At 70.4% G+C, this 24,518-nt stretch carries 30 protein-coding genes and 1 pseudogene; 8 read left to right on the forward strand and 23 right to left on the reverse strand.

Annotated elements, in window-relative coordinates; all coding sequences use genetic code 11:
- From VED21_RS08590 to VED21_RS08600, 3 genes and pseudogenes are all read right to left on the reverse strand, one after another.
- Nucleotides 1-234: pseudogene (locus VED21_RS08590) on the reverse strand (hypothetical protein); the annotation flags it as partial.
- Between the two features lie 30 nt (nt 235-264).
- A complete protein-coding gene (locus tag VED21_RS08595) occupies nt 265-657 on the reverse strand; it encodes a hypothetical protein (RefSeq protein WP_324881920.1) in 393 nt (130 codons plus the stop codon).
- Complete coding sequence (locus tag VED21_RS08600) at nt 654-1,085, reverse strand: hypothetical protein (protein ID WP_324881921.1); 432 nt, start codon at nt 1,083-1,085, stop codon at nt 654-656. Before VED21_RS08600 ends, VED21_RS08595 begins: the two co-directional genes overlap by 4 nt.
- A gap of 191 nt (nt 1,086-1,276) precedes the next feature.
- On the opposite strand from VED21_RS08600, the gene VED21_RS08605 reads away from it, so the two are divergent.
- Nucleotides 1,277-1,909, forward strand: a complete 633-nt coding sequence (locus VED21_RS08605; RefSeq protein WP_324881922.1) for a helix-turn-helix transcriptional regulator — start codon at nt 1,277-1,279, stop codon at nt 1,907-1,909.
- Between the two features lie 90 nt (nt 1,910-1,999).
- On the opposite strand, the gene VED21_RS08610 is transcribed toward VED21_RS08605, so the two are convergent.
- The 5 genes from VED21_RS08610 to VED21_RS08630 form a co-directional block, all read right to left on the reverse strand.
- On the reverse strand, nt 2,000-2,257 hold the full coding sequence (locus VED21_RS08610) for a hypothetical protein (RefSeq protein ID WP_324881923.1): 258 nt from the start codon (nt 2,255-2,257) through the stop codon (nt 2,000-2,002).
- A 7-nt stretch (nt 2,258-2,264) separates the two neighbouring features.
- Complete coding sequence (locus VED21_RS08615) at nt 2,265-2,804, reverse strand: hypothetical protein (protein WP_324881924.1); 540 nt, start codon at nt 2,802-2,804, stop codon at nt 2,265-2,267.
- 324 nt (nt 2,805-3,128) lie between these two features.
- Nucleotides 3,129-3,848: an acetolactate decarboxylase gene (gene budA / locus VED21_RS08620; RefSeq protein ID WP_324881925.1), complete on the reverse strand. Its 720-nt coding sequence runs from the start codon at nt 3,846-3,848 to the stop codon at nt 3,129-3,131.
- A 15-nt stretch (nt 3,849-3,863) separates the two neighbouring features.
- Nucleotides 3,864-4,787, reverse strand: a complete 924-nt coding sequence (locus VED21_RS08625; protein WP_324881926.1) for a DMT family transporter — start codon at nt 4,785-4,787, stop codon at nt 3,864-3,866.
- A 64-nt stretch (nt 4,788-4,851) separates the two neighbouring features.
- Entirely contained in the window at nt 4,852-5,715 is an 864-nt protein-coding gene (locus tag VED21_RS08630; RefSeq protein ID WP_324881927.1) for a branched-chain amino acid aminotransferase, read from the reverse strand.
- 143 nt (nt 5,716-5,858) lie between these two features.
- Between VED21_RS08630 and VED21_RS08635 the strand changes: the two genes are divergently transcribed.
- Complete coding sequence (locus tag VED21_RS08635) at nt 5,859-6,041, forward strand: hypothetical protein (RefSeq protein WP_324881928.1); 183 nt, start codon at nt 5,859-5,861, stop codon at nt 6,039-6,041.
- A 42-nt stretch (nt 6,042-6,083) separates the two neighbouring features.
- Here VED21_RS08635 and VED21_RS08640 read toward each other — a convergent pair whose 3' ends face one another.
- From VED21_RS08640 to sdhC, 7 genes are all read right to left on the reverse strand, one after another.
- Nucleotides 6,084-6,488: a putative toxin-antitoxin system toxin component, PIN family gene (locus VED21_RS08640; RefSeq protein ID WP_324881929.1), complete on the reverse strand. Its 405-nt coding sequence runs from the start codon at nt 6,486-6,488 to the stop codon at nt 6,084-6,086.
- Nucleotides 6,485-6,739 (reverse strand): hypothetical protein, encoded by a 255-nt coding sequence (locus VED21_RS08645; protein WP_324881930.1) that lies wholly within the window; start codon nt 6,737-6,739, stop codon nt 6,485-6,487. The genes VED21_RS08640 and VED21_RS08645 overlap by 4 nt, the downstream gene beginning before the upstream one ends.
- Before the next feature lie 92 nt (nt 6,740-6,831).
- Nucleotides 6,832-7,473, reverse strand: a complete 642-nt coding sequence (locus VED21_RS08650) for a trimeric intracellular cation channel family protein (protein ID WP_324881931.1) — start codon at nt 7,471-7,473, stop codon at nt 6,832-6,834.
- A gap of 75 nt (nt 7,474-7,548) precedes the next feature.
- Nucleotides 7,549-8,325, reverse strand: a complete 777-nt coding sequence (locus VED21_RS08655) for a succinate dehydrogenase iron-sulfur subunit (RefSeq protein ID WP_324881932.1) — start codon at nt 8,323-8,325, stop codon at nt 7,549-7,551.
- 32 nt (nt 8,326-8,357) lie between these two features.
- The gene (gene sdhA, locus VED21_RS08660; RefSeq protein ID WP_324881933.1) at nt 8,358-10,145 is read right to left on the reverse strand and encodes a succinate dehydrogenase flavoprotein subunit; all 1,788 of its coding nucleotides are present in this window, start codon (nt 10,143-10,145) and stop codon (nt 8,358-8,360) included.
- A gap of 6 nt (nt 10,146-10,151) precedes the next feature.
- A complete protein-coding gene (gene sdhD / locus VED21_RS08665; RefSeq protein WP_324881934.1) occupies nt 10,152-10,547 on the reverse strand; it encodes a succinate dehydrogenase, hydrophobic membrane anchor protein in 396 nt (131 codons plus the stop codon).
- 8 nt (nt 10,548-10,555) lie between these two features.
- Nucleotides 10,556-10,945 (reverse strand): succinate dehydrogenase, cytochrome b556 subunit, encoded by a 390-nt coding sequence (gene sdhC / locus VED21_RS08670; protein WP_324881935.1) that lies wholly within the window; start codon nt 10,943-10,945, stop codon nt 10,556-10,558.
- A gap of 413 nt (nt 10,946-11,358) precedes the next feature.
- On the opposite strand from sdhC, the gene VED21_RS08675 reads away from it, so the two are divergent.
- The gene (locus VED21_RS08675; protein ID WP_324881936.1) at nt 11,359-12,192 is read left to right on the forward strand and encodes a CDGSH iron-sulfur domain-containing protein; all 834 of its coding nucleotides are present in this window, start codon (nt 11,359-11,361) and stop codon (nt 12,190-12,192) included.
- A 164-nt stretch (nt 12,193-12,356) separates the two neighbouring features.
- Here the strand turns inward: VED21_RS08675 and VED21_RS08680 are convergent, their stop codons facing one another.
- Both VED21_RS08680 and VED21_RS08685 read right to left on the reverse strand, forming a co-directional pair.
- Nucleotides 12,357-12,620 carry a hypothetical protein gene (locus tag VED21_RS08680; RefSeq protein WP_324881937.1) on the reverse strand — a complete coding sequence of 88 codons (264 nt, stop codon included), beginning with the start codon at nt 12,618-12,620 and terminating at the stop codon, nt 12,357-12,359.
- Nucleotides 12,621-12,625: 5 nt separating this feature from the next.
- On the reverse strand, nt 12,626-12,955 hold the full coding sequence (locus VED21_RS08685; RefSeq protein ID WP_324881938.1) for a DUF962 domain-containing protein: 330 nt from the start codon (nt 12,953-12,955) through the stop codon (nt 12,626-12,628).
- A 117-nt stretch (nt 12,956-13,072) separates the two neighbouring features.
- Between VED21_RS08685 and VED21_RS08690 the strand changes: the two genes are divergently transcribed.
- Nucleotides 13,073-14,092, forward strand: a complete 1,020-nt coding sequence (locus VED21_RS08690) for an aspartate-semialdehyde dehydrogenase (protein WP_324881939.1) — start codon at nt 13,073-13,075, stop codon at nt 14,090-14,092.
- A gap of 77 nt (nt 14,093-14,169) precedes the next feature.
- A complete protein-coding gene (locus VED21_RS08695) occupies nt 14,170-14,610 on the forward strand; it encodes a DUF6647 family protein (RefSeq protein ID WP_324881940.1) in 441 nt (146 codons plus the stop codon).
- A gap of 144 nt (nt 14,611-14,754) precedes the next feature.
- On the opposite strand, the gene VED21_RS08700 is transcribed toward VED21_RS08695, so the two are convergent.
- Both VED21_RS08700 and VED21_RS08705 read right to left on the reverse strand, forming a co-directional pair.
- Entirely contained in the window at nt 14,755-15,633 is an 879-nt protein-coding gene (locus VED21_RS08700; RefSeq protein ID WP_324881941.1) for an NAD(P)-dependent oxidoreductase, read from the reverse strand.
- A gap of 4 nt (nt 15,634-15,637) precedes the next feature.
- Entirely contained in the window at nt 15,638-16,042 is a 405-nt protein-coding gene (locus VED21_RS08705; RefSeq protein ID WP_324881942.1) for a tellurite resistance TerB family protein, read from the reverse strand.
- A gap of 141 nt (nt 16,043-16,183) precedes the next feature.
- Between VED21_RS08705 and VED21_RS08710 the strand changes: the two genes are divergently transcribed.
- Both VED21_RS08710 and VED21_RS08715 read left to right on the forward strand, forming a co-directional pair.
- Nucleotides 16,184-17,131 (forward strand): AEC family transporter, encoded by a 948-nt coding sequence (locus VED21_RS08710; protein ID WP_324881943.1) that lies wholly within the window; start codon nt 16,184-16,186, stop codon nt 17,129-17,131.
- Nucleotides 17,132-17,299: 168 nt separating this feature from the next.
- Nucleotides 17,300-18,991, forward strand: coding sequence for a methyl-accepting chemotaxis protein (locus tag VED21_RS08715; RefSeq protein ID WP_324881944.1), 1,692 nt, complete (start codon nt 17,300-17,302; stop codon nt 18,989-18,991).
- On the opposite strand, the gene VED21_RS08720 is transcribed toward VED21_RS08715, so the two are convergent.
- Nucleotides 18,978-20,144: a hypothetical protein gene (locus VED21_RS08720; RefSeq protein WP_324881945.1), complete on the reverse strand. Its 1,167-nt coding sequence runs from the start codon at nt 20,142-20,144 to the stop codon at nt 18,978-18,980. The two genes, VED21_RS08715 and VED21_RS08720, sit on opposite strands and share 14 nt — an antisense overlap.
- Nucleotides 20,145-20,383: 239 nt before the next feature.
- Between VED21_RS08720 and VED21_RS08725 the strand changes: the two genes are divergently transcribed.
- Entirely contained in the window at nt 20,384-21,151 is a 768-nt protein-coding gene (locus VED21_RS08725; RefSeq protein WP_324881946.1) for a hypothetical protein, read from the forward strand.
- Between the two features lie 50 nt (nt 21,152-21,201).
- Here VED21_RS08725 and VED21_RS08730 read toward each other — a convergent pair whose 3' ends face one another.
- From VED21_RS08730 to VED21_RS08740, 3 genes are all read right to left on the reverse strand, one after another.
- Nucleotides 21,202-21,798, reverse strand: coding sequence for a hypothetical protein (locus VED21_RS08730; protein WP_324881947.1), 597 nt, complete (start codon nt 21,796-21,798; stop codon nt 21,202-21,204).
- Complete coding sequence (locus VED21_RS08735) at nt 21,795-22,622, reverse strand: hypothetical protein (RefSeq protein WP_324881948.1); 828 nt, start codon at nt 22,620-22,622, stop codon at nt 21,795-21,797. The genes VED21_RS08730 and VED21_RS08735 overlap by 4 nt, the downstream gene beginning before the upstream one ends.
- Before the next feature lie 191 nt (nt 22,623-22,813).
- On the reverse strand, nt 22,814-24,518 hold a 1,705-nt coding region (locus VED21_RS08740; protein ID WP_324881949.1), incomplete at its 5' end, for an ATP-dependent DNA helicase.

The following is a 24,518-nucleotide window of genomic DNA, read 5'->3' on the forward strand; positions in this document are numbered from 1 at the left end:
GGACGGCGGGGGCGGCGGGTTGGTCACCCACCAGGGCGGGTCCCATTGCGGCGGCGACGGCGTCACCACCGGCGCCGGTTCGACGACCGGTGCCGGCGGAGGGGTGGGCGGCGGGGGTGGGGCCGGCGTTTCGACCACCACCGGCGCCGGGGGCGGCGCTGGCGTTGGGGCCGGAGCCGGCGCGGGGGCGGGGGCGGGCGTCGGCGGCTTCGGGGCGGAGAAGAGGTTGGCCATGGACGGACCTCCGGTGAAGGGAAAGGCGGGTCAGGCGCCGCCCAGGCGGCGGTAGAGTTGCCACGGCGTCAGCACGAAGGGGGCGTGCAGGCCCAGCACACGCTTGACCGCCTCCACGCAGGTGAAGGGGCCCCAGGGGGCGGGGCGCGTCAGGCCGCGGCGCACCGGGGCGGCGACCACCGTCATGCCGAGCGAGCGGAACCAGCCCGGCACGTCCCAGCCGGCCGGCACGCCCAGCACGGCGACGTCGGTAAAGGGCGCCAGCGGGTCCACCACCACCCAGTGCCGCCCGTCGTCGAGCGCCACGAAGCAGTGGCGGAAGCCCGGCCGCAGCAGCCGCAGCCACCACAGCTCGGCCGCCCCGCTGAACACCACCCAGGCGCGCGGGGCCGGCGGGACCGGCGCCGGGGCGGGACGGCTCACGGTGCTAGTCCCGCCTGCACGATGCCCTTCTCGCGCAGCAGCGGGCCGATGTGGTCGAACGCCTCGCGCCACAGGGTGCAGGCGCGCTGCTCGCGGAACCGCTCGGGGTCGGGCGCCATCAGGCGGCGGCCGTAATGCACCAGCACGTGCAGGTGGTCGCGCACCAGCCGGCGCTGGCGGTACAGCCGGTCCACGGCGCGGATCACGTCGCCGGGCTCGCACGGGCGGGGGACCAGCCCCTTGCCGGCCGTCACGCGCGCCCCTTCCGCCTTGGCCTCGTGCGCCTGGACGGACCAGAACCACGCCTCCTCGGCGCTGCCGAACGGAACGCCCCCCGGACTGTCGAGGGGGCTGTCGGGGAGGCTGGCGGCGAGGCTGGCCGTGGGGGCGGCCGGCTTGGGCCGGGAACGGGGGTGGGCGAGGATCATCGGCAAGGGCTCCCGTGCGTCTGCCGGCGGACCGTGGCGGGCGCCCGCTCGTCCGCGGCGGGCATCACCGCCGCGGGCACGCGGCATGGTGGAACAAGTGTTCTTCTTATGTTCTGTTTATATTCCTATGTCAAGGGAATTATGAAAACGTTCCTAGGGACAGGGAAGCCGGTTTCTGAGACTATGATCCCATGTTGAAACACGCGGACATCTGGCGGGCGATCGACCGCCTGGCAGCCCAGCACGGGCTGTCGGCCTCCGGGCTGGCGCGCCGCGCCGGGCTCGATCCCACGACCTTCAACAAGAGCAAGCGCACCACCGGCGACGGCAAGCTGCGCTGGCCCTCGACCGAGAGCATCTCGAAGGTGCTGGACGCCACCGGCGCCTCGCTGCCGGAGTTCGTCAGCCTCGTGGGCGACGGCGTGGCCGGCGGACCGATGCAGCGCGTGCCGGTCATCGGCTATGCCCAGGCGGGCAACGCCGGCTATTTCGACGATGCCGGCTACCCCGCCGGCAGCGGCTGGGACGAGCTGCTGTTCCCCAGCCTGGGCGACCCGCACGCCTACGCGCTGGAGGTGTCGGGCGAGAGCATGGAGCCGGTGTACCGCGACGGCGACACCATCATCGTCTCCCCCGCCGCGCAGATCCGCCGCGGCGACCGCGTGGTGGTGCGCACCAAGGGCGGCGAGGTGATGGCCAAGCAGCTGACGCGCGAGACCGCGACGCGGATCGAGCTGATGTCGATCAACCGCGCCCACCCCGACCGCGTCATCCCGCGCAACGACATCGCCTGGATGGCGCGCATCATCTGGGCCAGCCAGTAACGGCGTCCTAGGATTTTATGCTTGCTGGTAGGCGCGCCCTCGGGCAGCATTGCCCGCATGACGCGCGCTGTCCCGCCCTGCCCTACGCCGCTACTCCCCATTCCGCTGGACGAGCTTGAACGCTGCTACGACGACGCGCCGCCGGCCGCCGCCGTGCGCATGGCGCTGCTGGGCGGCCGTGGCCGGGCCGAATCGCTGGCGCACGCCGCAACCGTGCGTCATCACGCGCGGCTGGCGGCGGATGCGCGCCTGGGTGCGGCACGGCGACGCATGGTGTTGAAAGCGGCGGAGGTTGCCGGGGATGGCTGGCTGAACCGCCTCGCGGCGACGCTGGCGCACCACCGGCATGCGGCGGTCACGACGCCGCGGGGGTCTTTGCCGCCTTCGCCAGCTTCAGGCCCTTCACCGCCTTGCGGGGGGTCGGTTCGGCCGTGACCGCGCCGGGCTTGTAGACCAAGCCGGCCTTCTTCGAAGCGGGATCCTCTTCGGCGGCCTTCCTCGCCTTCGGCTTTCCCTGCTTCACCTTGGACTTCGAGAAACCCGCGTCGCGCATGGCTTCCTTCAGCGGCTCCCAGGCGGCGCGGATCTCGGCCGCGAAGGCCAGCGCCTCCTCGCCCTGGTGGGTGCGGAAGTACTCGGCCGCCGCGCGCATCTGCTCGGGCAGCGTCTCCGCCCCGGCGCGCGCGGTGGCACCGCGCTGGGCGTTGAGGCGGGTGCGCAGGTAGGCGCCGACCTCCTCCAGCTCCTCGGCCGTGCAGGCGGCGCGCAGCGCCTCGCCCACCGCCGGGTCGTCCTTGTCGAGCGTGCCGACCACCTCGGACCGGCCGCGCTTCAGGGTGGGATCATAGACGGTGCGGATAACCTGGATGACGCGGCGGCGTTCGCGGAACTGCATGGCCTGAGCCCTCCCCACGGCGGACGGCATATGGTGCCCGACGCCGGGCCGCACATCAAGCGGGGGCTTGGCCTGTCAACGTGAAAACGGCTTTTGAGACACGGATGAACACGGATGATGCCGGATGAACACGGGCTGAGAATAGATTTTCTATCATCTCCATCTGTGTCTATCTGTGTTCATCTGTGTCAAGAAGCACAACTCCGCACCAAAGTGACGCAGCAGAACACGAGATTTTTGACACAGATGAACACAGATAGACACAGATAAATGGAATTAATATCAATCCATGTTCATCCGTGTTTCATTTTTCCAGCTCGACTTTCAGCGCTCGCGTTCGGCCGCCTTGATGTCGGCGTGCAGGTCGCGCGTCATCTCCATGGTGAGGAAGTCCAGCGTGATCGGCAGTTCCAGCGTCACCGACGGCGCGTGCTGCAGGCGGATCGTCACGCCGGCCGTGTCGGCGGCCAGCAGGTGGCCGCCGTGCCGGCGGTCGGCGGAAAGGAAATGCAAATGGAAGCCGGCCACGTGCACGGAGCCGAGGAACGACGGCGTCCAGAAGCCGACCAGCGTGCCGTCCAGGTCGGCGAAGTCGAACAGGGTCTGCGTCTTCGCCACCTCGGCCAGCGGGCGGTAGTTCTCCTGCCGCGGGACGGAACGCACGCGCACCCGCGAGAAACGCCCGTCGATGCGGATGGCGTAGACGAGGTTGGTGGAGGGCAGCAGGGACAGCAGCCGCTCCTCCAGCCCGGCGAAGGCCATGGGGTCGGGGAAGTGCTCCTCGGTGTCGCCCAGGAAGGTGGTGACGCAGGCAAACGGCGTCTGCACCGCATCGTCCATCACCTCCACCCCGCCGTCGGCGCGCAGCTGGTACACGGTGCCGTCCAGCATCACCATCTCGCCGTCCAGGTCGTTGAAGGTGCCGATGCCGAAGTCGCCGTTGGCCCGCACGCGGCCGACCGTGGTGTCCTCCCGGTAGATGCCCTCGACCAGGGCGGCGATGGGCGCGGAGATGTAGAGCGGCGGGCGCCTGGGCAGGGGCATGGAACGGCCTTCCGGTCAGGTGGCGGGCTTCGGCGCCGGCAGCGCGGGCGCGCGGCGGTTGACGAGCTGGATGCCCACCCCAACCAGCGCCAGTGCGGCGACCAGCGCCGGGGTGATCGGTTCGGAAAGCAGCACGCCCCCGGCGATGATGCCGAACAGGGGCGTCAGGAACGAGAAGGCGGCCAGCCGCGAGGCCGGATAGCGGGTGATCAGCCAGAACCACGTCAGGTAGCTGGCGAAGGCCACCACGACGATCTGGAAGGCCAGACTGCCGGCCACCAGCGGCGTCACGTTCACGATGCCCGGCTCGCCCAGCGCCAGCGACGCCGCCACCAGCACGATGGCGGAGACGAAAAGCTGGTAGAACAGCGTGCGCACCGCCGGCACGGTGACCAGCCGGCTGGCGCGGATCACCACCGTGGTCGCCGCCCACAGCACGGCCGCCGCCAGGATCATCAGGTCGCCCATCAGCTCCTTCTCGGACGGCAGGCGCAGCGCGTCGACGAAGGCCACCGCCACCCCGGCGAAGGCGCACACCAGCCCGGCCGCCTGGATGCGGCTCAACCGCTCGCCCGGCACCAGCAGGTGCAGGCCGATGGCCGTCCAGAAAGGGGCGGTGTAGAGGAACAGCACGGCGCGCGACGCCGTGGTGTGCACCAGGGCGCCGTAGATCAGCACGAACTCCGACGCGAAGAGCAGGCCGGCGACGGCGCCCAGGCCCAGCTCCGCGGCGCTGCGGCCGAACAGGCGCTGGCCGCGCCACGCCGACCAGCCCCACAGAAGCGCCACCGCCCCGGCGGAGCGCAGGCCGGCCTGCAGAACGGGCGAGATGCCGGCGTTGGCGACCTTGATCGCCACCTGCTGCAAGCCCCACAGGGAGCACAGCACGAGCATGGCGACCACGGCGGTCGCGTCGAGATGGGCGCGGCGTTCGGACATGCGGGAACGGAGACCTTGTTCTGCGGAAGGCGCTGAATCAGCGCTGGCGTTTTGCAGCCAGCGTTCAGCGGCGGGCGTGGGCGAAGTCCCAATAGAGCGCGCGGGCGCGGGCGGCCAGCGGGCCGGGCTGGAGGTGGCGGTCCTCCACGCGCGTCACCGGCACCACCTTGGCGTAGTTGCCGGTGGAGAACACCTCGTCCGCCGCCATCACCTCGGCGAACGTCAGCGCGCGCTCGTGCACGGGCACGCCGGCGTCGCGCAGCAGCGCGATGACGCGCTGGCGGGTGATGCCGTTCAGGAAGGTGCCGTTGGGGGCGGGCGTGTGCACGGCGCCGTCCTTGGCGATGAACAGGTTGGCGGTGGCGAACTCGGCCACGTTGCCGATGGGGTCGAGCAGGATGGCGTTGTCGAAGCCGCGCGCGGCCACCTCCCTCAGCGCCAGCCCGGCGTTGGGGTAGAGGCAGGCGGCCTTGGCGGCGGTCGGCGCGCTGTCCGGCGCCGGGCGGCGGCGGGTCGACAGTCCGGCGGTGAATCCGGCCGCACTCGGCATCGGCGCTTCGAAGAGGGTGAGGGTGAAGCGCGTGCTCCCCGGATCGGCCAGGACGAAGCCGGATTCGGCGTAGAACATCGGCCGGATGTACAGCGCGGCGTCGTTGGGGAAGCGGCGGATGCCGTCCCAGCACAGCTCCTCGATCTCGCCGGCCGACAGCATCGGCTCCAGCCCCAGCGCCTGGGCCGAGCGGATGGCGCGCGCGCAGTGCAGGTCGAGGTCGGGCGCCACCCCTTCGAAGGCGCGCGCACCGTCGAACACCACCGACGACATCCAGATGGCGTGCGTCATCGGGCCGATGATGGCGGGGTTGCCCTCCAGCCAGGCGCCGTCGATGTAGCTGATGGCGCGCGCGCCGCCGTCGCCGTGACCGGCCATGGCTTCCTCCCCCTCGTTCGTATCATCGGACGTTCCGGAGAGCATACCCCCTCATCGCAGTCGGTCAATGGTCACCAAACGCCCATCTGCCCTGTTGAGGCTTTCCCGGCAGATGGACCTGACAAACGGAAAGGAGTCCGCCCATGCCCTGGATGTCCATGTCCCCCACCCCGCGCCCGCTGCGCCCGGCACCGCCCCGCCAGACCGACGCCCCGGCACCCGCCCAGCCGACCGACAACCCCGACCTCGCCACCCCCCGCCCCGGCCTGGGCGACGCCCCGGTCCCGGGTCCGGACATCCAGCCGACGGCCCCGACGCGGGAGTGACGGACGGCCCCGCGCGCCGACGCGTGGTGGCGCGCGGGGCGCTCAGACGAGAATGCCGGCCGCCGTGGCGAATTCGCGGACGGTCAACACGCGCACAGGCCCGTATTGCCGGTCCGGGAAATCCTTGACGTTGCCGGTGATGACAATGGCCGCGTCACCGTCATGGGCGGCGGCCAAATAGATGACGTCCGTCGGATCAGGCAGTTGATGGTCCACCGGTCCGCCCTCGACCAACAGCGCCACCGCCTCCACCAGGTCGATCAGGCCATCGAGGGTCGAGCGGATCCGGGCCAGCTTGGCGTAGCCGGCAACCCGGCGGTATTCGGCGAGGATCGTCGCCGAGACCACGATCTCATGGTGCCGCACGCCATACAGCAGGACGGTGCGGGCGATTCCGGGATTCCACGCGGCGGAAACGATGACGTTGCAGTCGAGGACCAGCCTCATGCGGACCGCTTGGCCCGTTCGCCGCTTCGCCCTTCCTCGATGATCGCGTTCACCATGTCCATGATTTCATCGTCGCTTTTGCCGGCGACGGCCGGATCAGGGCTGGCGTCTGCGGTGGCGAAAAGCCGCTCGAACTCGGCCAGCACCTCCGCACGGCTCCGGATCGGCTGAACGTAGACGCGGTACTGGCCGTCCGGCAGCCGGCCGATGCGTTGCGCCAGTTCCTGCGGCGTTCCGTTGTCGGTGATCATAGGCATTCCCGGTACATGGGGTGTGGATCCACCGGAAACGAGTTTACACCACCTTCGGCACCTGTCATGTCCAGGGTGTCACGACCGGGGCGTCACGACCAGGGCGCGCGGGGCGCGCTCCACTTGCGCCAGACGCTGACGATGCGCAGCACGGCGGCGGCGAAGGCGCCGGCGAAGGCCACCGGCACCTCCGGCAGGCCCAGCGCGCGGCCGGCAATCACCACCACGGCGGCCAGCAGGGCGGCCACGGCGTAGATCTCCTCGCGCAGGACGCGCGGCACCTCGCTGACCAGCAGGTCGCGCAGCATGCCGCCGCCGATCGCCGTGACCACCGCCAGCAGCGCCGCCGGCAGCGGCGCCAAGCCGTAACTCAGCGCCTTCTGGCAGCCGGCCACCGCGAAGATGCCGAGGCCGATGGCGTCCAGCACCACCACCGGGCGGTTCAGCCGCTCGATCAGCGGGTGCGCCACGAAGGCCACCACGCCGGCGGCCAGCGCCGACCACAGGTAGCGGTCGTCGCGGAAGGTGGCGGGTGGCACGGCGCCCAGCAGGAGGTCGCGCGCCACGCCGCCGGCCAGCGCGCAGACCAACGCCAGCACCAGCACGCCGAACACGTCCAGCCGGTGCCGCACCGCCACCGTGCCGCCGGTCAGCCCGAAGACGAAGACGCCGACGAGGTCCATCCACAGCACCAGCGTGGACGGCTCGACGGGAAGGGTGGGAAGTGGGGGCATCGGCAAACCATATCATCAAAACGAAAAAGGGGGCCTCGCGGGAGGCCCCCTTCTCCGCGTTCGCGTCGCGCCGGATTAGCGGCGGACCACCATCAGCTTCTTGATCTCGGCGATGGCCTTCGCCGGGTTCAGGCCCTTCGGGCAGGCCTTGGTGCAGTTCATGATGGTGTGGCAACGGTACAGACGGAACGGGTCCTCAAGGTTGTCGAGGCGCTCGCCCGTCATCTCGTCGCGCGAGTCAGCGATCCAGCGGTAGGCTTGGAGCAGGATCGACGGGCCGAGGTAGCGGTCGCCGTTCCACCAGTAGCTGGGGCACGAGGTCGAGCAGCAGAAGCACAGGATGCACTCGTAGAGGCCGTCCAGGCGGGCGCGGTCCTCGGGCGACTGCAGACGCTCGCGCGACGGCGCCGGGGACTGCGTCTGCAGCCACGGCTTGATCGAGGCGAGCTGAGCGTAGATGTGCTTCAGGTCGGGGACGAGGTCCTTCACCACCGGCATGTGCGGCAGCGGGTAGATGGCCACGTCGCCCTTCACGTCCTCGATGGCCTTCAGGCAGGCCAGCGTGTTCGTGCCGTCGATGTTCATCGCGCACGAGCCGCAGATGCCTTCACGGCAGGAGCGGCGGAAGGTGAGCGTCGAGTCGACGTTGTTCTTGATGTAGATGATCGCGTCCAGGACCATCGGGCCGAACTTGTCGAGGTCGACCACATAGGTGTCGACCCGCGGGTTCTGCCCGTCGTCCGGGTTCCAGCGGTAGATCTTGAAGGTCTTCGGCCGCCGGGCGCCGTTGGCAACGTTGATCGTCTTGCCGACGCCGACCTTCGAATTGGCGGGAAGGTTGAATTCCACCATGTCTGTCTTCCTTGCCTTCTAAAGCCGGCGGCTCAGTACACGCGCGCCTTGGGCGGGAACACCTGGACGTCGTTGGTCAGGGTGTAGAGGTGCACCGGACGGTCGCCCAGCGTGACCTCGCCCTTCTCCGACACCCAGGACGTCGTGTGCTTCATCCAGTTCACGTCGTCGCGATCCGGATAGTCCTCGCGGGCGTGGGCGCCGCGGCTCTCCGGCCGGTTGCGGGCGGAGTGCAGCGTGGCGACCGCCTGATAGAGCAGGTTGTCCAGCTCCAGCGCCTCGACCAGGTCGGAATTCCACACCATCGAACGGTCGGTGATGGCGACGTCGTTCTTCTTGGCGAAGGTGGCGTCGATGAGCTTGCAGCCCTCCTCCAGCACCTCGCCGGTGCGGAACACGGCGCAGTTGTTCTGCATCGTGCGCTGCATCTCCATGCGCAGGTCGGCGACCTTGATGGAGCCCTTGGCGTGGCGGGTGCGGTCCAGACGCTCCAGCGCCACGTCCGCGCTGCCGGCCGGCAGGTCGCGCACCTTGCCCTTCTCGACGATCTCGGCGGCGCGGATGGCGGCCGAGCGGCCGAACACCACGAGGTCGAGCAGCGAGTTGGAGCCCAGGCGGTTGGCGCCGTGCACCGACACGCAGGCCGCTTCGCCGATGGCCATCAGGCCGGGGACCACCGCGTCGGGGTTGTCCTTGGTCGGACGCACCACCTCGCAGCGGAAGTTCGTCGGGATACCGCCCATGTTGTAGTGCACGGTCGGCAGCACCGGGATCGGCTCCTTGGTCACGTCGACGCCGGCGAAGATCTTCGCGGTCTCGGCGATGCCCGGCAGGCGCTGGTGGATGACCTCGGGCGGCAGGTGCTCGAGGTGCAGGTGGATGTGGTCCTTGTGCTCACCCACGCCGCGGCCCTCGCGAATCTCGATGGTCATCGAGCGGGACACGACGTCACGCGAGGCGAGGTCCTTGGCCGACGGCGCGTAGCGCTCCATGAAGCGCTCGCCCTGCGAGTTGGTGAGGTAGCCGCCCTCGCCGCGCACGCCCTCGGTGATGAGGCAGCCGGAGCCGTAGATGCCGGTCGGGTGGAACTGCACGAACTCCAGGTCCTGCAGCGGCAGGCCGGCGCGCATCACCATGCCGCCGCCGTCGCCCGTGCAGGTGTGGGCCGAGGTGCAGGAGAAGTAGGCGCGGCCGTAGCCGCCGGTCGCCAGCACCACCAGCTGCGCGTTGAAGCGGTGGATGGTGCCGTCGTCCAGGTTCCAGGCCATGACGCCGCGGCACACGCCGTCCTGGTCCATGATCAGGTCCAGCGCGAAGTACTCGACGAAGAACTCCGCCTCGTGCTTCAGGGCCTGCTGGTAGAGGGTGTGCAGCATGGCGTGGCCGGTGCGGTCGGCGGCGGCGCAGGTGCGGTAGGCCTGCGTCTTGCCGTACTGCGCGGTCATGCCGCCGAAGGCGCGCTGGTAGATCTTGCCCTCCGGCGTGCGCGAGAACGGCATGCCGTAGTGTTCCAGCTCGATGATGGCCGGGATGGCCTCGCGGCACATGTACTCGATGGCGTCCTGGTCGCCCAGCCAGTCCGACCCCTTCACGGTGTCGTACATGTGGTAGCGCCAGTCGTCCTCGCCCATGTTGCCGAGAGCGGCCGAGATGCCGCCCTGCGCCGCCACGGTGTGGGAGCGGGTCGGGAAGACCTTGGTGACGCACGCCGTCTTCAGGCCCTTCTCGGCCATGCCGAAGGTGGCGCGCAGACCCGCGCCGCCGGCGCCGACGACGACGACGTCATAGGTGTGATCGATGATCTGGTAAGCGCTCGCCATGGCGGATCAGGCTCCGAACGTCAGCTTGAGGACGGAAATGATGGAGGCGGCGGCCAGCCCGTACAGCACGAGCTTCGTCACGATGATGCCGGCCAGCTTCTGCCACTCGACGTGCACGTAGTCCTCGATGACCACCTGCATGCCCTCGGCGGCGTGGTAGATGCCGACGGCGACGAACAGCACCATCATGGTCGCCGAGAACGGCGACTTCATCCAGGCCACCATGGCGGCGTGGTCGGCACCCAGGTGGCCGATGACGCCGATGACGAACCACAGGGTCAGCGGGACCAGCGCGATGGCGGTCAGGCGCTGCTGCCACCAGTGCTCGGTGCCGTACTTGGCGGAACCCAGGCCGCGGGCCTTGGACAGCGGCGAGCGGAGCTTTGCGGTGTCGTTGCTCATTGTATCCCTCACCACGCCACGAGGCCGATGATCCAGACCAGCACGGTCAGCGCCAGCGAGGCGCCCGCCGCGATGTACGCACCCCGCTCGGCACTCGGCAGCTCGAAGCCGTAGCCGGCGTCCCACACCAGATGGCGGATGCCGTTGGCGAGGTGGTAGAACAGCGCCCAGGTCCAGCCGAACATCAGCAGCAGGCCCAGGCCCGAGCCGATGAACTTCTGCGCCCGCGCGAAGGCGTCCGGGCCGATGGCGGCGGCGACCAGCCACCAGGTGAGCAGCAGCGTGCCGATGGTGAGCCCCACGCCGGTGATGCGGTGCGTGATCGACCCGGCCATGGTCCACTGGAACCGGTAGACTTGAAGGTGTGGGGAGAGCGGCCGACTGCTGCCGTTTGCCATGGTTTGCGTCCTCTTTATCGGCTGCCGGGCGCGGCGGGGAGGGAGCTGCCGCAGCGGCGGGGAGACAAGCTCGCAGATGCGAAGAAATTTTGGCGCCCTCGTTTACGCCTCTAAACAGGCCGAGTCAACGCGCCCGCACGAAAGTGGGATTGACAACATAGCCCGTTCGGGCAGGTTGGCGGAATTCTGCAATCGGCACGTGCTTTTGCCCGTCAATGCGGCGATTTGCCGGCCGGCGCATCGTTGGCATTACCAATCATACCGGCCGGCGCGGCTATTCGTCGGGGATTGGGGCCGTTCTTGGCGGCGCGCGAGTCGCGCGGCGCGTTGTCACCACCCTCATATGGGTGCCGCGTTGACCGTTTCCGATTATCGGTGCACCTCTGATAGGGTTATCGACCAGGGGGGACCTCATGCGCAAGATTCCGGCGGCCAACACCACGTGCGACGAACCTGCCGGGGCCGACGCCCCGGCCGCCGGCCTGACCCGGCGCGAGGCGCTGCGTTGCGCGGCGCTGGGCGGCGTCGCCGCGGCCACGGGTGCCGCCGCCCTGCCCGCCGCGGCACAGCAGGCCGGCACCGCCAAGCTGGCCGAGATCACCGAGGTGACCGCCGAGGGGGTGGAGGTGGTGACCGGCAAGCGGATGGTGGTGCGCTTCGACGGCAAGCGCTGCATCCACACGCGCGTCTGCGTGCTGCGCCAGCCCGAGGTGTTCAAGGCGAACGTTAAGGGCCCCTGGATCGACCCCGACGCCGCCGACCCGGAGGAGGTCGCCGACGTGTCGCGCAACTGCGCCTCCGGCGCCATCACGCACACCCGCCTGGACGGCGGCCCGCAGGAGGCGACGCCGCGGGTCAACACGGTGACGGTGCGCGAGGACGGCCCCTATGCCTTCCGCGCCGACCTGTCGATCGACGGCAGGCCGGACGGCTTCCGCGCCACGCTGTGCCGCTGCGGCGCCTCGGCCAACAAGCCGTACTGCGACAGCTCGCACAAGAAGGTGAAATTCACCGCGACGGGCGAGCCGCCGACGCAGGACAGCCAGCCGCTGGCCCAGCGCGGCGGGCAATTGCTGATCGAGCCGCAGAAGGACGGGCCGCTGCAGGTGACCGGCAACCTGGAGATCACCGCCGGCTCCGGCCGCACCACCGACCGCGTGGCCGGCGCGCTGCTGTGCCGCTGCGGCGCGTCCGCCAACAAGCCGTACTGCGACGGCTCGCACGAGCGGATCGGCTTCAAGACCTGAGGTCTTAAAAACTCCTCCCCTGCCGGAGGTGGGGGAGGGTGGGGGCAAGGTGTTCGCAAGGATCAGCGGGTCCCTGTTCCCACATAAGCCGTTGCCCCCACCCTTCCCACTTCGTGGGCCCCTTCCCTCCCCCGCCGGAGGCAGGGGAGGGAGTATTCACCCCGCTACTTGTCGAACCGCCGCACGTTCTCGACCATCATCGAGTACATCTGGGTGATCAGCTCGGCCGGGCGCAGGCGGCCGAAGGGGATGTTGTCCTTGGCCCACTCCACCAGCCCGTCGGGCGGCTTGACCGGCGCCACCTCGTAGCCGGCCTTCTTCAGGGCGCTCATGACCGAGCGGGCCTGCTTGGTGTAGTCCTCGTTGAAGAAGGACTTGTCGGCGTCCTTGATGGCCTTGGCGATGATGTCTTCGAGCGGGGTCGGCATGCGGCTCACTGGACTCCGGCGCGCTTCAGTTCGGCCTCCAGCCGGCCGGCGCACCACAGGAAGAACATGCGGAAGTCGCTGACCAGCGACCACAGCGGATATTTGAACGTGGCCGGGCGGTTGCGCTCCACCACGAAGTGCCCGATCCAGGCGAACAGGTAACCCGCCACCACGGCCGCAAGCAACAGCCACGGACGTCCCGTCACCGCCGCCAGCACCAGCAGGGCCAGCGCCAGCCCGGTGCCGAGGAAGTGCAGCTGGCGCGTGCGCGGCCGGGCGTGCTCGCCCAGGTAATAGGGCCAGAATTCGGCGTAGGTGCGCGGCATGTCGGCCATGGTCCGTCCCCGGTGGCGACCCCATCTGGATACGGCGGCAATCATTGCATTTCCATGGGAAACGGACTAGTCCGTACCGCCTTTTCCCTGTCCAAAGCCAGAAGAAGGAATCCCGCCATGGGCTACAGAGTTGCGGTCATCGGCGCCACCGGCAACGTCGGGCGCGAGATGCTGGCCACCCTGGCGGCGCGGAACTTCCCGGCCGACGAGGTGATCGCGCTGGCCTCCGACAAGTCGGCGGGACGCGAGGTGTCGTACGGCGACGACAAGGTCCTGAAGGTGCAGGACCTCGCCAAGTTCGACTTCGACGGCACCGACATCGTGCTGTCGTCGCCCGGCGCCAAGGTGTCGGCGGTGTACGCGCCCAAGGCGGCGGACGCCGGTGCCGTGGTGATCGACAACACGTCGTACTGGCGCATGGACCCCGACGTGCCGCTGGTGGTGCCGGAGGTGAACCCGCAGGCGATGATCGGCTATCGCAAGAAGGGCATCATCGCCAACCCCAACTGCTCGACCATCCAGATGGTGGTGGCGCTGAAGCCGCTGCACGACCTGGCGACCATCACGCGCGTCGTCGTCTCCACCTACCAGTCGGTGTCGGGGGCGGGGAAGGACGCGATGGACGAGCTGTTCAACCAGACCCGCGCCATCTACGTGCACGACCCCGTCGAGCCGCGCGAGTTCCCCAAGCAGATCGCCTTCAACGTCATCCCGCAGATCGACGTCTTCATGGACGACGGCTCCACCAAGGAAGAGTGGAAGATGGTGGTCGAGACCAAGAAGATCCTCGACCCCAAGATCCGCGTGCACGCCACCTGCGTGCGCGTGCCGGTGTTCATCGGCCATTCGGAATCCGTCAGCGTCGAGTTCGCCGACCCGATCTCGGCCGAGGAGGCGCGCAAGGCGCTGGCCCGGGCGCCGGGCGTGGTGGTGATGGACCGGCAGGAGCCCGGCGGCTACATCACCCCGGCCGAGGTGGCGGGCGACGACCCCGTCTACGTCAGCCGCATCCGCGAGGACCCGACGGTGGAGAACGGCCTGTCCTTCTGGTGCGTGTCGGACAACCTGCGCAAGGGTGCGGCGCTGAACGCCGTGCAGATCGCCGAACTGCTCATCCGCGACTATCTCCCGGAGTAGGGAGCCCGCGTAAGGGAACACCGCGCCACCGGCACCCATTTACCTTCCAACGGCGTCCTGCCTGAGGGAGGTGCGCGATGGGCGAGCTGGTGGCCGCCTTGCTGCTGTGGATCGACGCCCACACGGACTATCGCGTGACGGACATCCCCCTGCCCGAAGTCCGGGTGGTGTCCGCGCGCGAGCTGACGCACGAGTATTACGAGGACGCGCCCTCCACCTACACCCGCCCGGTGGTGGACGACCGCGTGCTGGCGCTGTACGACCCGAACCACGCGCCCCACGGCATCATCTATCTGCGCAACGACCTGCCGCCGCACGACATCCTGTTCCAGGAGCGCTTGCTGCACGAGCTGGTCCACCACGTGCAGCACGTGAACGGCATGCACCGCCGCTACAAGTGCCCGGCGCAGGGCGAGCGCGAGGCCTATGTGCTGGGCGGCAAGTTCCTGAAGGAAAGCGGCGCGCGCGACCCGCTGTCGAACCGGGAGTTCTGGGCGGGGGTGTACAGCCGGTGCTGAGGGGGCGACGTTTTGCCCCCTCCCTAACCCTCCCCCGCTTTGCGGTGGAGGGGACTGCCGCCGCTTCAGCATCAAACCCTTCACCTCGAAGAGGGGGAGGGTGGCTGAGCGTCAGCGAAGCCGGGAGGGGGCAGGCCGTGGCGGCTACTTCCCGAACAGCCGGTAGAGCGCCGCGTGGTCGAGGGCGCCGTCGCCCTGCGCGATCAGGTGCTCGTACAGTTCGCGGCACAGCGCCACGGCCGGCAGGTCGATGCCCGTCTCGGCCGCCAGCGCCAGGGCCTGGGAGAGGTCCTTGTGCTGCACCGTCGCCCGCGCGCCGGGGGTGAAGTTGCCGGTCACCATGCGCTCGCCGTGCAGTTCCAGGATGCGGGATTCGGCAAAGCCGCCGCGGATCGCCTCGCGCACCTTGGCCGGGTCCACCCCGGCGGCGCGGGCCAGCGCCAGCGCCTCGGCCACGGCGCCGATGGTCAGGCCGACGATCACCTGGTTGGCGGTCTTGGCGACCTGGCCGGCGCCGGCGTCGCCCACGTGCGTGATGCGCTTGCCCAGCGCCTCGAACAGCGGCCGGGCGCGGGTGAAGGCGTCGTCGTGGCCGCCGGCCATAATGGTCAGCGTCGCGGCCTCCGCCGCCACCGTGCCGCCGGACACCGGGGCGTCCACCCAGTCGCCGCCGGCCGCGCGCACACGCTCGGCCAGGCGGCGGGTGGCGGCCACGGCGGTGGTGCCCATGTCGATGACCAGCCCGCCGGGCCGCAGCCCCTCCAGCACGCCACCCGGCCCCTCCACCACCGCCTCGACGGCGGGGGTGTCGGTCAGCATGAGGATCAGCGTGCCGGCGGCGCGCGCCACCTCGGCCGGGTTGGCGGCGGCGGTCATGCCTTCCGCCGCCAGTTCCCGCACCGGGCCGGGGGAGCGGCTGTGCACGACGAGGCTGGCCCCCGCCTTGGCGAGGTTGCGGGCCATCGGCCGGCCCATGAGGCCCAGGCCGATGACGCCGACGGTGCGACCGGCGAGGCTGGTCACCGGATCACAGCCGCATGTGGCGGGCGCGCGCACCGCGCTCGATGGCGGCGGCGCACAGGCGGTCGACGCCCAGCCGGTGGCGCAGGATCTCCAGCATGCGCAGTTCCTCCTGCGTCGCCTTGGCGTCGGCGGCGGCGATGTCGCAGGCCACCGCGTAGGCGGTCTCGCACAGCTTGGGCGGGATGGCTTCCTTGATCTGGACCAGCGCCTTCTCCATGCCGTCGGCGTCCGACAGCACCTCGGTGCAGGCGCGGGTCACCTCGGTCAGGCGCTCGATGTCGAAATCCTTGAAGATCGGCAGGTAACGGACGTTCTCTCCGATCGCGTCCAGCTCGTCGTCGGTCATGTCCGCGTCGGCGGCGGACACCAGAACCATGACGTAGATGAGCGCGCTGTGGTGGTCGATCATCGTGGATCCTTCGATTAGCAGGCCGCGTCTATGTTGCCCGCCGCCGGACTCCCGTCAAGGGTGGCCGTCAAAGGTGGGTTGCCGCCGAGGGATACCTCCTTCGCTCGACAGGGCAGCGCGGCTTGCCTAAGGTCGGCGGCGATGCACGCCGTCCTCAACGTCGCCCTCCCCGTCTTCGCCATCATCCTGGCCGGATTCCTGTCCGGGAAGATGCGGCTGCTCGGCCCCGCGTCGTCGGAGGCCTTGAACAAGTACGTGTACTGGATGGCGCTGCCGGCGCTGCTGTTCGTCGGCACGGCCCGCCGGCCGCTGGCGGAGCTGCTGAACTGGCCGTTCATCGGCGCCTTCCTGGGCGCCATGCTGGCCGTCTACCTGCTGGGTGCGGTCCTGGGGCGCCTGCTGCACGGCGAAAAGTCGCCGATCATGTGCATGCAGGGGCTGACCGCCTGCTTCTCCAACACCGGCTACATGGGCATCCCGCTGTTCGTCGCGGCCTTCGGCACCGACAACCTGGGACCGCCGATCCTGGCCACCGTGATCATGAGCGCGATCATGGTGGGCATCGCGGTGATCTGGCTGGAGCTGGCGCGCAGCCACGGGCACGGCCTGGGCAAGACGGTCGTCCAGGTCGGCACGGCCATCTCGAAGAACCCGCTGATCCTCTCCACGGCCGCAGGCATGGCGTGGTCGTTCCTGCTGCCGGGCGTCGATTTACCGCGCCCGGTGATCACGTTTTGCGAACTGGTGGGGGCGGGGGCGGGCCCGTGCGCGCTGGTCGCCATCGGGCTGTTCCTGTCGACGCGCCGCCTGAACGCCAACCTGGGCGAGATCAGCTGGATCGTGGCGCTGAAGCTGCTGCTGCAGCCGGTGCTGACCTGGTACCTGATCGAGGCGCTGTTCCCGATGGACCCGTTCTGGGCGTCGTCCGCCATCATCCTGGCGGCCCTGCCCACCGGCGCGCTGACCTTCGTGGTGGCGCAGCAGTACGAGATGTACGTGGAGCGCACGTCGGCGGCGATCCTGATCTCCACCATCCTCAGCACGGTGACGCTGAGCTATCTGCTGGCCCTCTACGCCCCGCCGGCCTGACCCCGCGCGGCGCGTCCGCACGCATTAACCGTACGGAAATTGCGTCTTCATTGCGTGAGCAGAGGCGCTTTTCAAATTTTATGTCCTTTTCAGTGATCCAAACCACGCCCAATGTCGTATGCCGTTTGGGCTATGGCCGGGCAGGCCGGACACATGGAGGGGACCGTTATGCCGTTTCTGAGCAACCTGTCGATCCGCGGCAAGGTGCTGGCCGCGTTCGCCGCCGTGCTGGCCATGACGGTCGCGCTCGGCCTGTTCGCCATCGAACGGCTGGACACGGTCAACGCCGACGCGGCCGAGATCCGCGACGACTGGCTGCCCGGCGTCGGCCTGATCGGCGCCATCGACACGGCGGCGCAGCAGTACCGGATCCAGGAGGCCTCGCACATCCTGTCCGCCACGGATGCGGAGCGGAAGGTCTACGAGGCGCGCATGGCGCAGCTCCTCACCGAGATGAACGCGCAGAGGGCCCGCTACGAGAACCTCCTGAACACCGGCCGCGAGAAGGAGGCGTACCGCAGCTTCGCGGCCGCCTGGGACGCCTATCGCGACATCGGCACGAACCGCCTCATCCCGCTGTCCAGCCGCAACCAGGACCAGGAAGTGGGCGCGCTGTTCCGCGGCGAATCGCGTGACGCGTTCCTGAAGGCCACCGGCCTGCTCAAGCAGCTGACCGAAACCAACGTCGACGGCGGGCGCGCCGTCGCCGACCACGGCGAGGCCGTGTTCCGGTCGGCCCGCCTGTGGATCGCCGTGGCCCTGGTCCTGGCCGTGGCGCTGTGCGTGCTGGCCGGCCTGTCCCTCGTGCGCTCCGTCTCGGTGCCGGTCCGGGCGCTGACCGCCACCATGGACCGGCTGGCGAAGCGCGAGTTGACGGCCACCATCGACGGGGCCGGGCGCGGCGACGAGATCGGCGCCATGGCACGCGCCGTCCAGGTGTTCAAGGACGGGCTGATCGAGGCCGAGCGCCTCGCCGCCGCCCAGGCCGCGGAGCAGGAGGCCAAGCAGCGGCGCGCCGAAACGGTCAACCGGCTGATCCAGGGCTTCGACCAGACGGTAACCGGCGCCCTGGTGTCGGTGCACGCCTCGGCCAGGCAGCTCGACGACACCGCGCGCGGCATGGCCGACATCGCCCGCCAGACCAGCGGGGAGGCCGCCTCGGCCTCGGCGGCGGCGAACCAGACCAGCAGCAACGTGCAGACCGTGGCCAGCGCGGCGGAGGAGATGGCCAGCTCGATCCAGGAGATCGCCCGTCAGGTCGCCCGCTCGACCGAGATCGCCGGCACGGCGGTGGCGGACGCCAACCGCACCAACGCCACCGTGCAGGGCCTTGCCGACGCCGCCCAGAAGATCGGGCAGGTGGTGCAGCTCATCCAGTCCATCGCCAGCCAGACCAACCTGCTGGCGCTGAACGCCACCATCGAGGCGGCGCGGGCCGGCGAGGCCGGCAAGGGATTCGCGGTCGTCGCGTCGGAGGTGAAGAGCCTCGCCAACCAGACGGCGCAGGCGACCGAGGACATCGCCACCCAGGTGGCCGCCATCCAGACGGCGACCGGCGGCGCGGTGAGCGCCATCCAGGGCATCACCGGCACCATCGTCGCCATCAACGACATCTCCACCGCCATCGCCGCCGCCGTGGAGGAGCAGGGTGCGGCGACGCACGAGATCAGCCGCAGCGTCCAGCAGGCCGCCGTCGGCACGCAGGAGGTGACCGGCAACATCGAACGGGTCAGCGCCGCCGCCGGGGAGACGGGCACCGCCGCCAGCCAGGTGCTGAGCGCCGCCGGCCAGCTTTCCGGTCAGGCGGAATCGCTGCGCGACGAGGTCGAGCGCTTCCTCGACGCCATCAAGGCGGCGTAGGCGCCTTCACGCTGAGACGCAGGCCGTCCGCTCCCGTCTCCAGCCGGACGCCGTGCCGCGCGGCGAGCGCGCGTGCGGCGTCCGGGCCGGGCACGGCGACGTCGCCGTGCAGGTGCAGGTGCAGTTCGCCCGCCTCCTCCGTCAGCGACAGCGACGCGGCGGGCCGGGCGCCGGCCCGCTCGCGGTGCGCGAGCTGGACGGCGAGGAGCCGGCCGATGACCAGCGCCGCCAGGGCGAGTGCGGCGGCGATGCTGCCGACGATCCAGGCCTGATGGCGCCAGCCGGCCATCACGCCGTCCTCGCGCATCGACACGCCGACCACGATGGGCATGCTGGCGAGGCGGCGGTAGGCGAAGATCCGCCCGGTGTCGAAGGTGGTGTCGTGGTCCCAGTACACCTTGTCCGGGCTGTCCGGCAGGTGGACGCGAAACAGCGAGATGTCGGCGAAGGAGTGGCCGGTGGTCGCCTCGTGGTGCGGCCAGCGGATCAGGCGCACGCCGTCGTCGCGGAAGATCGACACCGCCCCGCCGGAGCGCAGCTGTATGTCGCGGAAGAAGCCCTGAAGAAATTCCAGGTCGATCAGCGCCGCCGCCTGGGCCGCCGGAGCGCCCGGCGCGGCCTCGACCGTCCGGCTGATTATGAGGCGCCAGTGCCCGGCCTCGTCACGGAACGGCGCACCGAAGCGCAGGCGCGTGCCGGCCTCCGGGTCGGCCGGCGCCAGGAACGGCAGACCGGCGGCCGCCACCCGCCCCCCGGCGTCGATGCGCAGCCCCTTGAGCGCGCCGCCGGTTTCCACGCGGCCCTGCAGCCGGGCGCGCAGGGCACGGCCGGCGTCGGCATCGTCCGGCGGGGTGGCGCGCATCTCCTCGACGCTCCGGCGCAGGCTGCGGTCGACGAAATCGAACAGGCGCACGACGTCGTCGGCCAGCACGTCCTTCAGGTTGGCGATGGTGGTCGTAGCCTCGCGCACCCCCACATGGTGCAGGTGCCAGACCGCCGCCGCGCCCAGGGCGGCGGCCAGCACCGCCAGCGCCACGCCCAGCGCCGCCACGATCCGGCTGGGCCGCCCGGCCCAGGTGACCGGGTCGAAGGAGCGGAGCAGGGATGGCCTCTGGGATAGGCCGGCGGTGCGCAGCGTGGTCGGTTCGGCCACGGGCCCCTCCGGAAGGTGCGACATTAGTCGATACTACTTAGCGAGTGAACGAAAGAACCGTCAACCGGGCGAACGGCATAGGCGGAGGATCATGGCGCCCCCTGATCCTTAGAAGCCTGATCGTTAGAAATCTGAGCATGGCGGGCGCAGCACCCTCGCCACGATGATGTCTCCACGGGCCGACTCCGGCCCGCCCGGCGGGTGCCGCCGGGACCCACACATCCCGTGGAGAGACATCCATGAACGTTCTTTCGCATCACACGAGCGTGCCCCTGTCGCACCTGCCGGTGCCGGAGGGGCCGCTGGCCGGCCTGCTGGTGGCGGCGCGCGACCGCCTGTCGGCGCAGGCCGCCGGGCGCGGCGTCACGCTGTCGGTGGAGGCCGACATGCACGCCCTGCTGCGCGTCAACGAGGCGGCGGTCGCCGCCGGATCGTGGGAGCCGATCCTGCCCGCCGCCAACCCGCTGTGCCGCGCGCTGACCCCGGCCAACGCCTTCTGGATCCGCGGCCGCGACGCCGCGGGCGACACGGTGACGGCGCAGGCCGGCCTGCTGTACGACTGCACGGCGCGCAGCATCGCCGAGCGCTTCGACGACATGACCGTGTTCTACGACCGTCCGGCGGAACAGGCCCCGGCGGAGGAATGGTGCCGCTGCACGTCGGCCGTGGCGCGCGAGACGAAGGGGTGGGTCGTGTGGACCACGGGGGGTTGGACACGACCCGACTTCCGGCGCCGCGGCCTGTTCGCGGTCATGCACCGCGCGGCCGTGCTGGCAGGCTGGCTGCGCTGGCAGCCGGATTGCTTCACCGGCGTTGTCGATCCCGACATCGTGCCCGTCTGGGACGAACGGATCATGGGGCCGCGACACCTCGATCCCGAACCGACCATAGCTTACCGGCAGGCCGGGCTGGGCATGCTTCCCATGCATTTCATGCTGTTCCGCCGCGCACACATGTTCGGCGATCTGGCGGAGGTCGTGTCGCACGGCATGGCGCTGGCGGCATAAGAGTTCTTGCCCCCTCCCTAACCCTCCCCCGCTTCGCAGGGGAGGGGGCCTCACCGCTTGAAGTCGACGCAGGCCAGCAATGCCCTGCGGCCCCCTCTGTCAACCGACCATCCCAGCAGCATGTGTGTGTAGATGACCGGCGCACCGTGCTCGATAAGGATCAACCGGTTGTAGATGGGCACACCGCCTTCGATGGCTTCCACATACTGCTTGTCGATCGCTTGGGCGTATTCGGCGTAAGGATCTTCAACATGCGGCTTACCGAGCTGCTGACGTGCCCAGGCGTCACCGAAATAGGCCCGCGTCGGCTCGCCGATGTAGCGGAAGCGCAGGGGGCCGCCGTCGTGCGACGACAGGAAGACGCAGCGCGACAGCAGGCCCATCGCCTCCAGCTCCTCCTTGAAGGCGGGGGTCAGCGTCGGGTGGCGGCGGTGCAGGGCCACGATCTCCTGCTGCCAGTCGAGCGCGAAGCGCAGGGGCTGGCGGTGGATCTCCACGCGGGTGGCGGAGGGATCGGGCGGCGGCGGGGTGTCGCGGCGGCCGCGCAGGGCGTCGGCCAAGCCGCGCAGGCCCGGCCACAGCTCGCCCTCGGTGCTGCCGATGCCGGGGCCGAGGCCCGGGACGTTGGCGGTCAGCGGCCCACTCATTTCCGCGCATCCTTGGGCGGCGCCAGGAAGGCCGCCACCATGGCGTCGTACATGCGCCGCGCCGCGTCGACCGCCACCTTGCCGGCGCTGGCGCCGGCGGCGATCATGCCCTCGGTCGGCGTCGCCGGCAGGACCGGCGGGGGCGGGGCCGGCGGGGCGGCGGCGAAAGCCTGCGCCGCCGCGTCGAACTGCCGGGCGTCCTCGATCAGCAGGTGGCGCTCCAGCCCCTCGACGGCGGTCGCCGCCAGACGGTCGAGCAGCGCCTCGTCCGCCCAGGCGCAGCCGGTCGCGCGGCGCAGCAGCCGCAGCTTGACCAGAGCGCCCCGCACCGTGCCGGCCTCGGCCTCGGCGATGGCGCGCGCGACCTCCGCCTTCCCATGGTCGGACGGCAGCGCCGCGTACTCCACCTCCAGCGCAAGCAGGCGGCCGTCCCGGTCGCCGGAGTCCGGCGGCGAGGGTCCGGCGGCCAGCCCGATCCGCTCCGCCTCGCGCTGCAGCATGGCGATGAACACCGTCACCGCCTCGCCCAGGCGCAGCGACGCCGCGTCGTCCACCAGCTGGCAGAGGCTGACGGTCTGCGCCGCCGCCGCCTCGCGCGCCGTGCGCAGCGGCAGGCCGCGCAGCAGGATGCCTTGCAACTCGTTGATGCCGCCGAGCAGCAGCCGGTAGCCGTTCGGCCCCGTCGGCGGCTGGCGCAGCAGGTCCTCCAGCGCGTCGACCGCGCGCAGGAAGGTGGTGTCGCGGCGGTCGAAGGCGGCGCCGAAGCCACCTGGAAGATCGCCCGGCCCGGTCCGTAACTCGCCGTCCGGCGTGGACTTTCCCATGCGCGTCGCCCTCCCCTATCCGCGCCGGCCATTGTCCCAAAGCAGAACGATCCGGAGCCCGGCGCATTACAGAAAAGCACGCCGCCAAAGTCAAGACGACGAAGGGCGGAGGATCATGCGGGAACTGGGGCGAAAGCGCCCGGACGGCGGTTTTTACATACGCGCATATGATGAGCAAAAGAAAATCGCCCTCACTCGGGCGCCAGGAACTCGCGCGTCAGGGCGATGGCCTGCTTCAACCCGACGCGCTGCACCTCCACGCCTTCCGGAAAGGCGCCGAACAGGCGGCTGGGCATCATGGGGTCGAGCAGGACGAACACGCCCATGTCGTCGGCCCGGCGCACCAGCCGGCCGAAGGCCTGTTTGAGCCGCAGGCGGGCGATCATGTCCTCGTACCGGCGGCGGCCGAAGGCGTCGCGGCGCGCGCGGTGCAGGATGTCCGGCCGGGGCCAGGGCACGCGGTCGAAGACGATCAGGCGCAAGCTGCGGCCCGGCACGTCCACGCCGTCGCGCACGGCGTCGGTGCCCAGCAAGCAGGCGTGCTCCTCGCCACGGAAGATGTCGATCAGCGTGGCGACGTCCAGCGGGTCCACGTGCTGGGCGTAGAGCGGCAGCCCGGCGTGGTCCAGCGGGTCGGCCAGACGGTCGTACACCGCGCGCAGCCGGCTGATGGCGGTGAACAGGCCCAGGCCGCCGCCGCGCGCGGCCAGGAACAGCTCGCGGTAGGCAGACGCCACCTGGTTCAGGTCGTCCTTGCGCACGTCGGTCACCACCAGGACGCGCGTGTGGGACTTGTAGTCGAAGGGCGACGGCACCTGGGCGCGCAGCGCAGGGGCCGGCAGGTGGCAGGCCCCGCTGCGCGCCTCCGCCGCCTCCCAGTCGAGCGCGACGTCGCCGGTGCCGTCGGTCAGCGTGGCGGAGGTGACGACCATGCCGTGCGCGATGGAACCGACGGCGTCGGCGAAGGGCACCGTGGGGTCGATCCAGTGGCGGTAGAGGCCGACGTCGATGTCGCGCCCTTCCTGCCGCTCCACCGCGAACCAGTCGACGAACTGCATGGGCGTGGCGGCGGTGAGCGCCTTCAGCATGGAGCGCCACGCCTCCACCGTCAGCGTGCCGCGCCGGTGCAGGCTGCGTGCGATGGCGTCGATGCGGCGGCGCTGGTCGGGCTCCAGCTGCTCCGCCTCGTCGTCCAGGCGCTTGGCGAGGCGCTGCGACAGCTCCTCGACCGGCTCGCCCAGGCGCTTCAGCGCCTCGTCCAGGGCTGCGGCGGCGTCCAGCAGGCCTTCCACCGGATGATCGGTGTCGGCCTCCAGGCTGTAGGCGCCGCCCTGCCCCTCCGTGCGGGCGTAGACCTGCCGGCGCGCCAGCAGCAGGAAGCGCTCGGTCGGGCCGGTCGGGTTCTCGGCCCCCAGGCGCGGCTGCCAGCCCTCGCCCGGCAGCACGCGCGCCCCCATCAGCACGGCGTCGAGCAGCGCTTGCGCCTGGTCGTCGCCGGCCACGAGGTCCTCGACGCGGCGCTTGAGGCCGCGCGCCCGGCCGCGCCCGTCCTCCACGCCCAGCAGCCAGCGGCGAAGCTCGTGCGTTTCGCGGCCGGTCAGGTGGCCGCTGAAGGCGTTGTCGGCGGCGTCGAAGACATGGTGCCCCTCGTCGAAGACGTAGCGGGTGGGCAGGCCCATGTCGTCGCCGCCGAGTGCGGCCTGCACCATCACCAGCGCGTGGTTGGCGATGACCACGTCGGCCTTGCGGGCGCGGCGGACGCTCTTCTCGATGTAGCAGCGGCTGTAATGGTCGCAGGCGGAGAAGATGCACTCCCCGCGCCGGTCGGCCATGGCGGCGGTGCGCCCGCGGCCCAGCAGATCGACCAGCCAGCCGGGGAAGTCGCCGCCGGTCAGG

It is taken from the genome of Azospirillum sp., from assembly GCF_035627195.1.
GTDB lineage: Bacteria > Pseudomonadota > Alphaproteobacteria > Azospirillales > Azospirillaceae > Azospirillum.

Excerpts from the sequence above, each read along its gene's own strand:
- VED21_RS08630 (WP_324881927.1), bottom strand. The coding sequence starts at position 5,715 with ATGGCCGGTCACGGCGACGGCGGCGCGCGCGCCATCAGCTACATCGAC.
- VED21_RS08640 (WP_324881929.1), bottom strand. The coding sequence starts at position 6,488 with ATGAGGCTGGTCCTCGACTGCAACGTCATCGTTTCCGCCGCGTGGAAT.
- VED21_RS08645 (WP_324881930.1), bottom strand. The coding sequence starts at position 6,739 with ATGATCACCGACAACGGAACGCCGCAGGAACTGGCGCAACGCATCGGC.
- VED21_RS08690 (WP_324881939.1), top strand. The coding sequence starts at position 13,073 with ATGGGCTACAGAGTTGCGGTCATCGGCGCCACCGGCAACGTCGGGCGC.
- VED21_RS08635 (WP_324881928.1), top strand. The coding sequence starts at position 5,859 with ATGCCCTGGATGTCCATGTCCCCCACCCCGCGCCCGCTGCGCCCGGCA.
- budA (WP_324881925.1), bottom strand. The coding sequence starts at position 3,848 with ATGCCCCTGCCCAGGCGCCCGCCGCTCTACATCTCCGCGCCCATCGCC.
- VED21_RS08685 (WP_324881938.1), bottom strand. The coding sequence starts at position 12,955 with ATGGCCGACATGCCGCGCACCTACGCCGAATTCTGGCCCTATTACCTG.
- VED21_RS08730 (WP_324881947.1), bottom strand. The coding sequence starts at position 21,798 with ATGAGTGGGCCGCTGACCGCCAACGTCCCGGGCCTCGGCCCCGGCATC.
- VED21_RS08650 (WP_324881931.1), bottom strand. The coding sequence starts at position 7,473 with ATGCCCCCACTTCCCACCCTTCCCGTCGAGCCGTCCACGCTGGTGCTG.
- sdhC (WP_324881935.1), bottom strand. The coding sequence starts at position 10,945 with ATGGCAAACGGCAGCAGTCGGCCGCTCTCCCCACACCTTCAAGTCTAC.
- VED21_RS08680 (WP_324881937.1), bottom strand. The coding sequence starts at position 12,620 with ATGCCGACCCCGCTCGAAGACATCATCGCCAAGGCCATCAAGGACGCC.
- VED21_RS08735 (WP_324881948.1), bottom strand. The coding sequence starts at position 22,622 with ATGGGAAAGTCCACGCCGGACGGCGAGTTACGGACCGGGCCGGGCGAT.
- VED21_RS08605 (WP_324881922.1), top strand. The coding sequence starts at position 1,277 with ATGTTGAAACACGCGGACATCTGGCGGGCGATCGACCGCCTGGCAGCC.
- VED21_RS08625 (WP_324881926.1), bottom strand. The coding sequence starts at position 4,787 with ATGTCCGAACGCCGCGCCCATCTCGACGCGACCGCCGTGGTCGCCATG.
- sdhA (WP_324881933.1), bottom strand. The coding sequence starts at position 10,145 with ATGGCGAGCGCTTACCAGATCATCGATCACACCTATGACGTCGTCGTC.
- VED21_RS08600 (WP_324881921.1), bottom strand. The coding sequence starts at position 1,085 with ATGATCCTCGCCCACCCCCGTTCCCGGCCCAAGCCGGCCGCCCCCACG.
- VED21_RS08695 (WP_324881940.1), top strand. The coding sequence starts at position 14,170 with ATGGGCGAGCTGGTGGCCGCCTTGCTGCTGTGGATCGACGCCCACACG.
- VED21_RS08655 (WP_324881932.1), bottom strand. The coding sequence starts at position 8,325 with ATGGTGGAATTCAACCTTCCCGCCAATTCGAAGGTCGGCGTCGGCAAG.
- VED21_RS08710 (WP_324881943.1), top strand. The coding sequence starts at position 16,184 with ATGCACGCCGTCCTCAACGTCGCCCTCCCCGTCTTCGCCATCATCCTG.
- VED21_RS08705 (WP_324881942.1), bottom strand. The coding sequence starts at position 16,042 with ATGATCGACCACCACAGCGCGCTCATCTACGTCATGGTTCTGGTGTCC.
- sdhD (WP_324881934.1), bottom strand. The coding sequence starts at position 10,547 with ATGAGCAACGACACCGCAAAGCTCCGCTCGCCGCTGTCCAAGGCCCGC.
- VED21_RS08615 (WP_324881924.1), bottom strand. The coding sequence starts at position 2,804 with ATGCAGTTCCGCGAACGCCGCCGCGTCATCCAGGTTATCCGCACCGTC.
- VED21_RS08675 (WP_324881936.1), top strand. The coding sequence starts at position 11,359 with ATGCGCAAGATTCCGGCGGCCAACACCACGTGCGACGAACCTGCCGGG.
- VED21_RS08610 (WP_324881923.1), bottom strand. The coding sequence starts at position 2,257 with ATGCCGGTGGTGCGCCAGCGTCGCCGCGAGGCGGTTCAGCCAGCCATC.
- VED21_RS08715 (WP_324881944.1), top strand. The coding sequence starts at position 17,300 with ATGCCGTTTCTGAGCAACCTGTCGATCCGCGGCAAGGTGCTGGCCGCG.
- VED21_RS08725 (WP_324881946.1), top strand. The coding sequence starts at position 20,384 with ATGAACGTTCTTTCGCATCACACGAGCGTGCCCCTGTCGCACCTGCCG.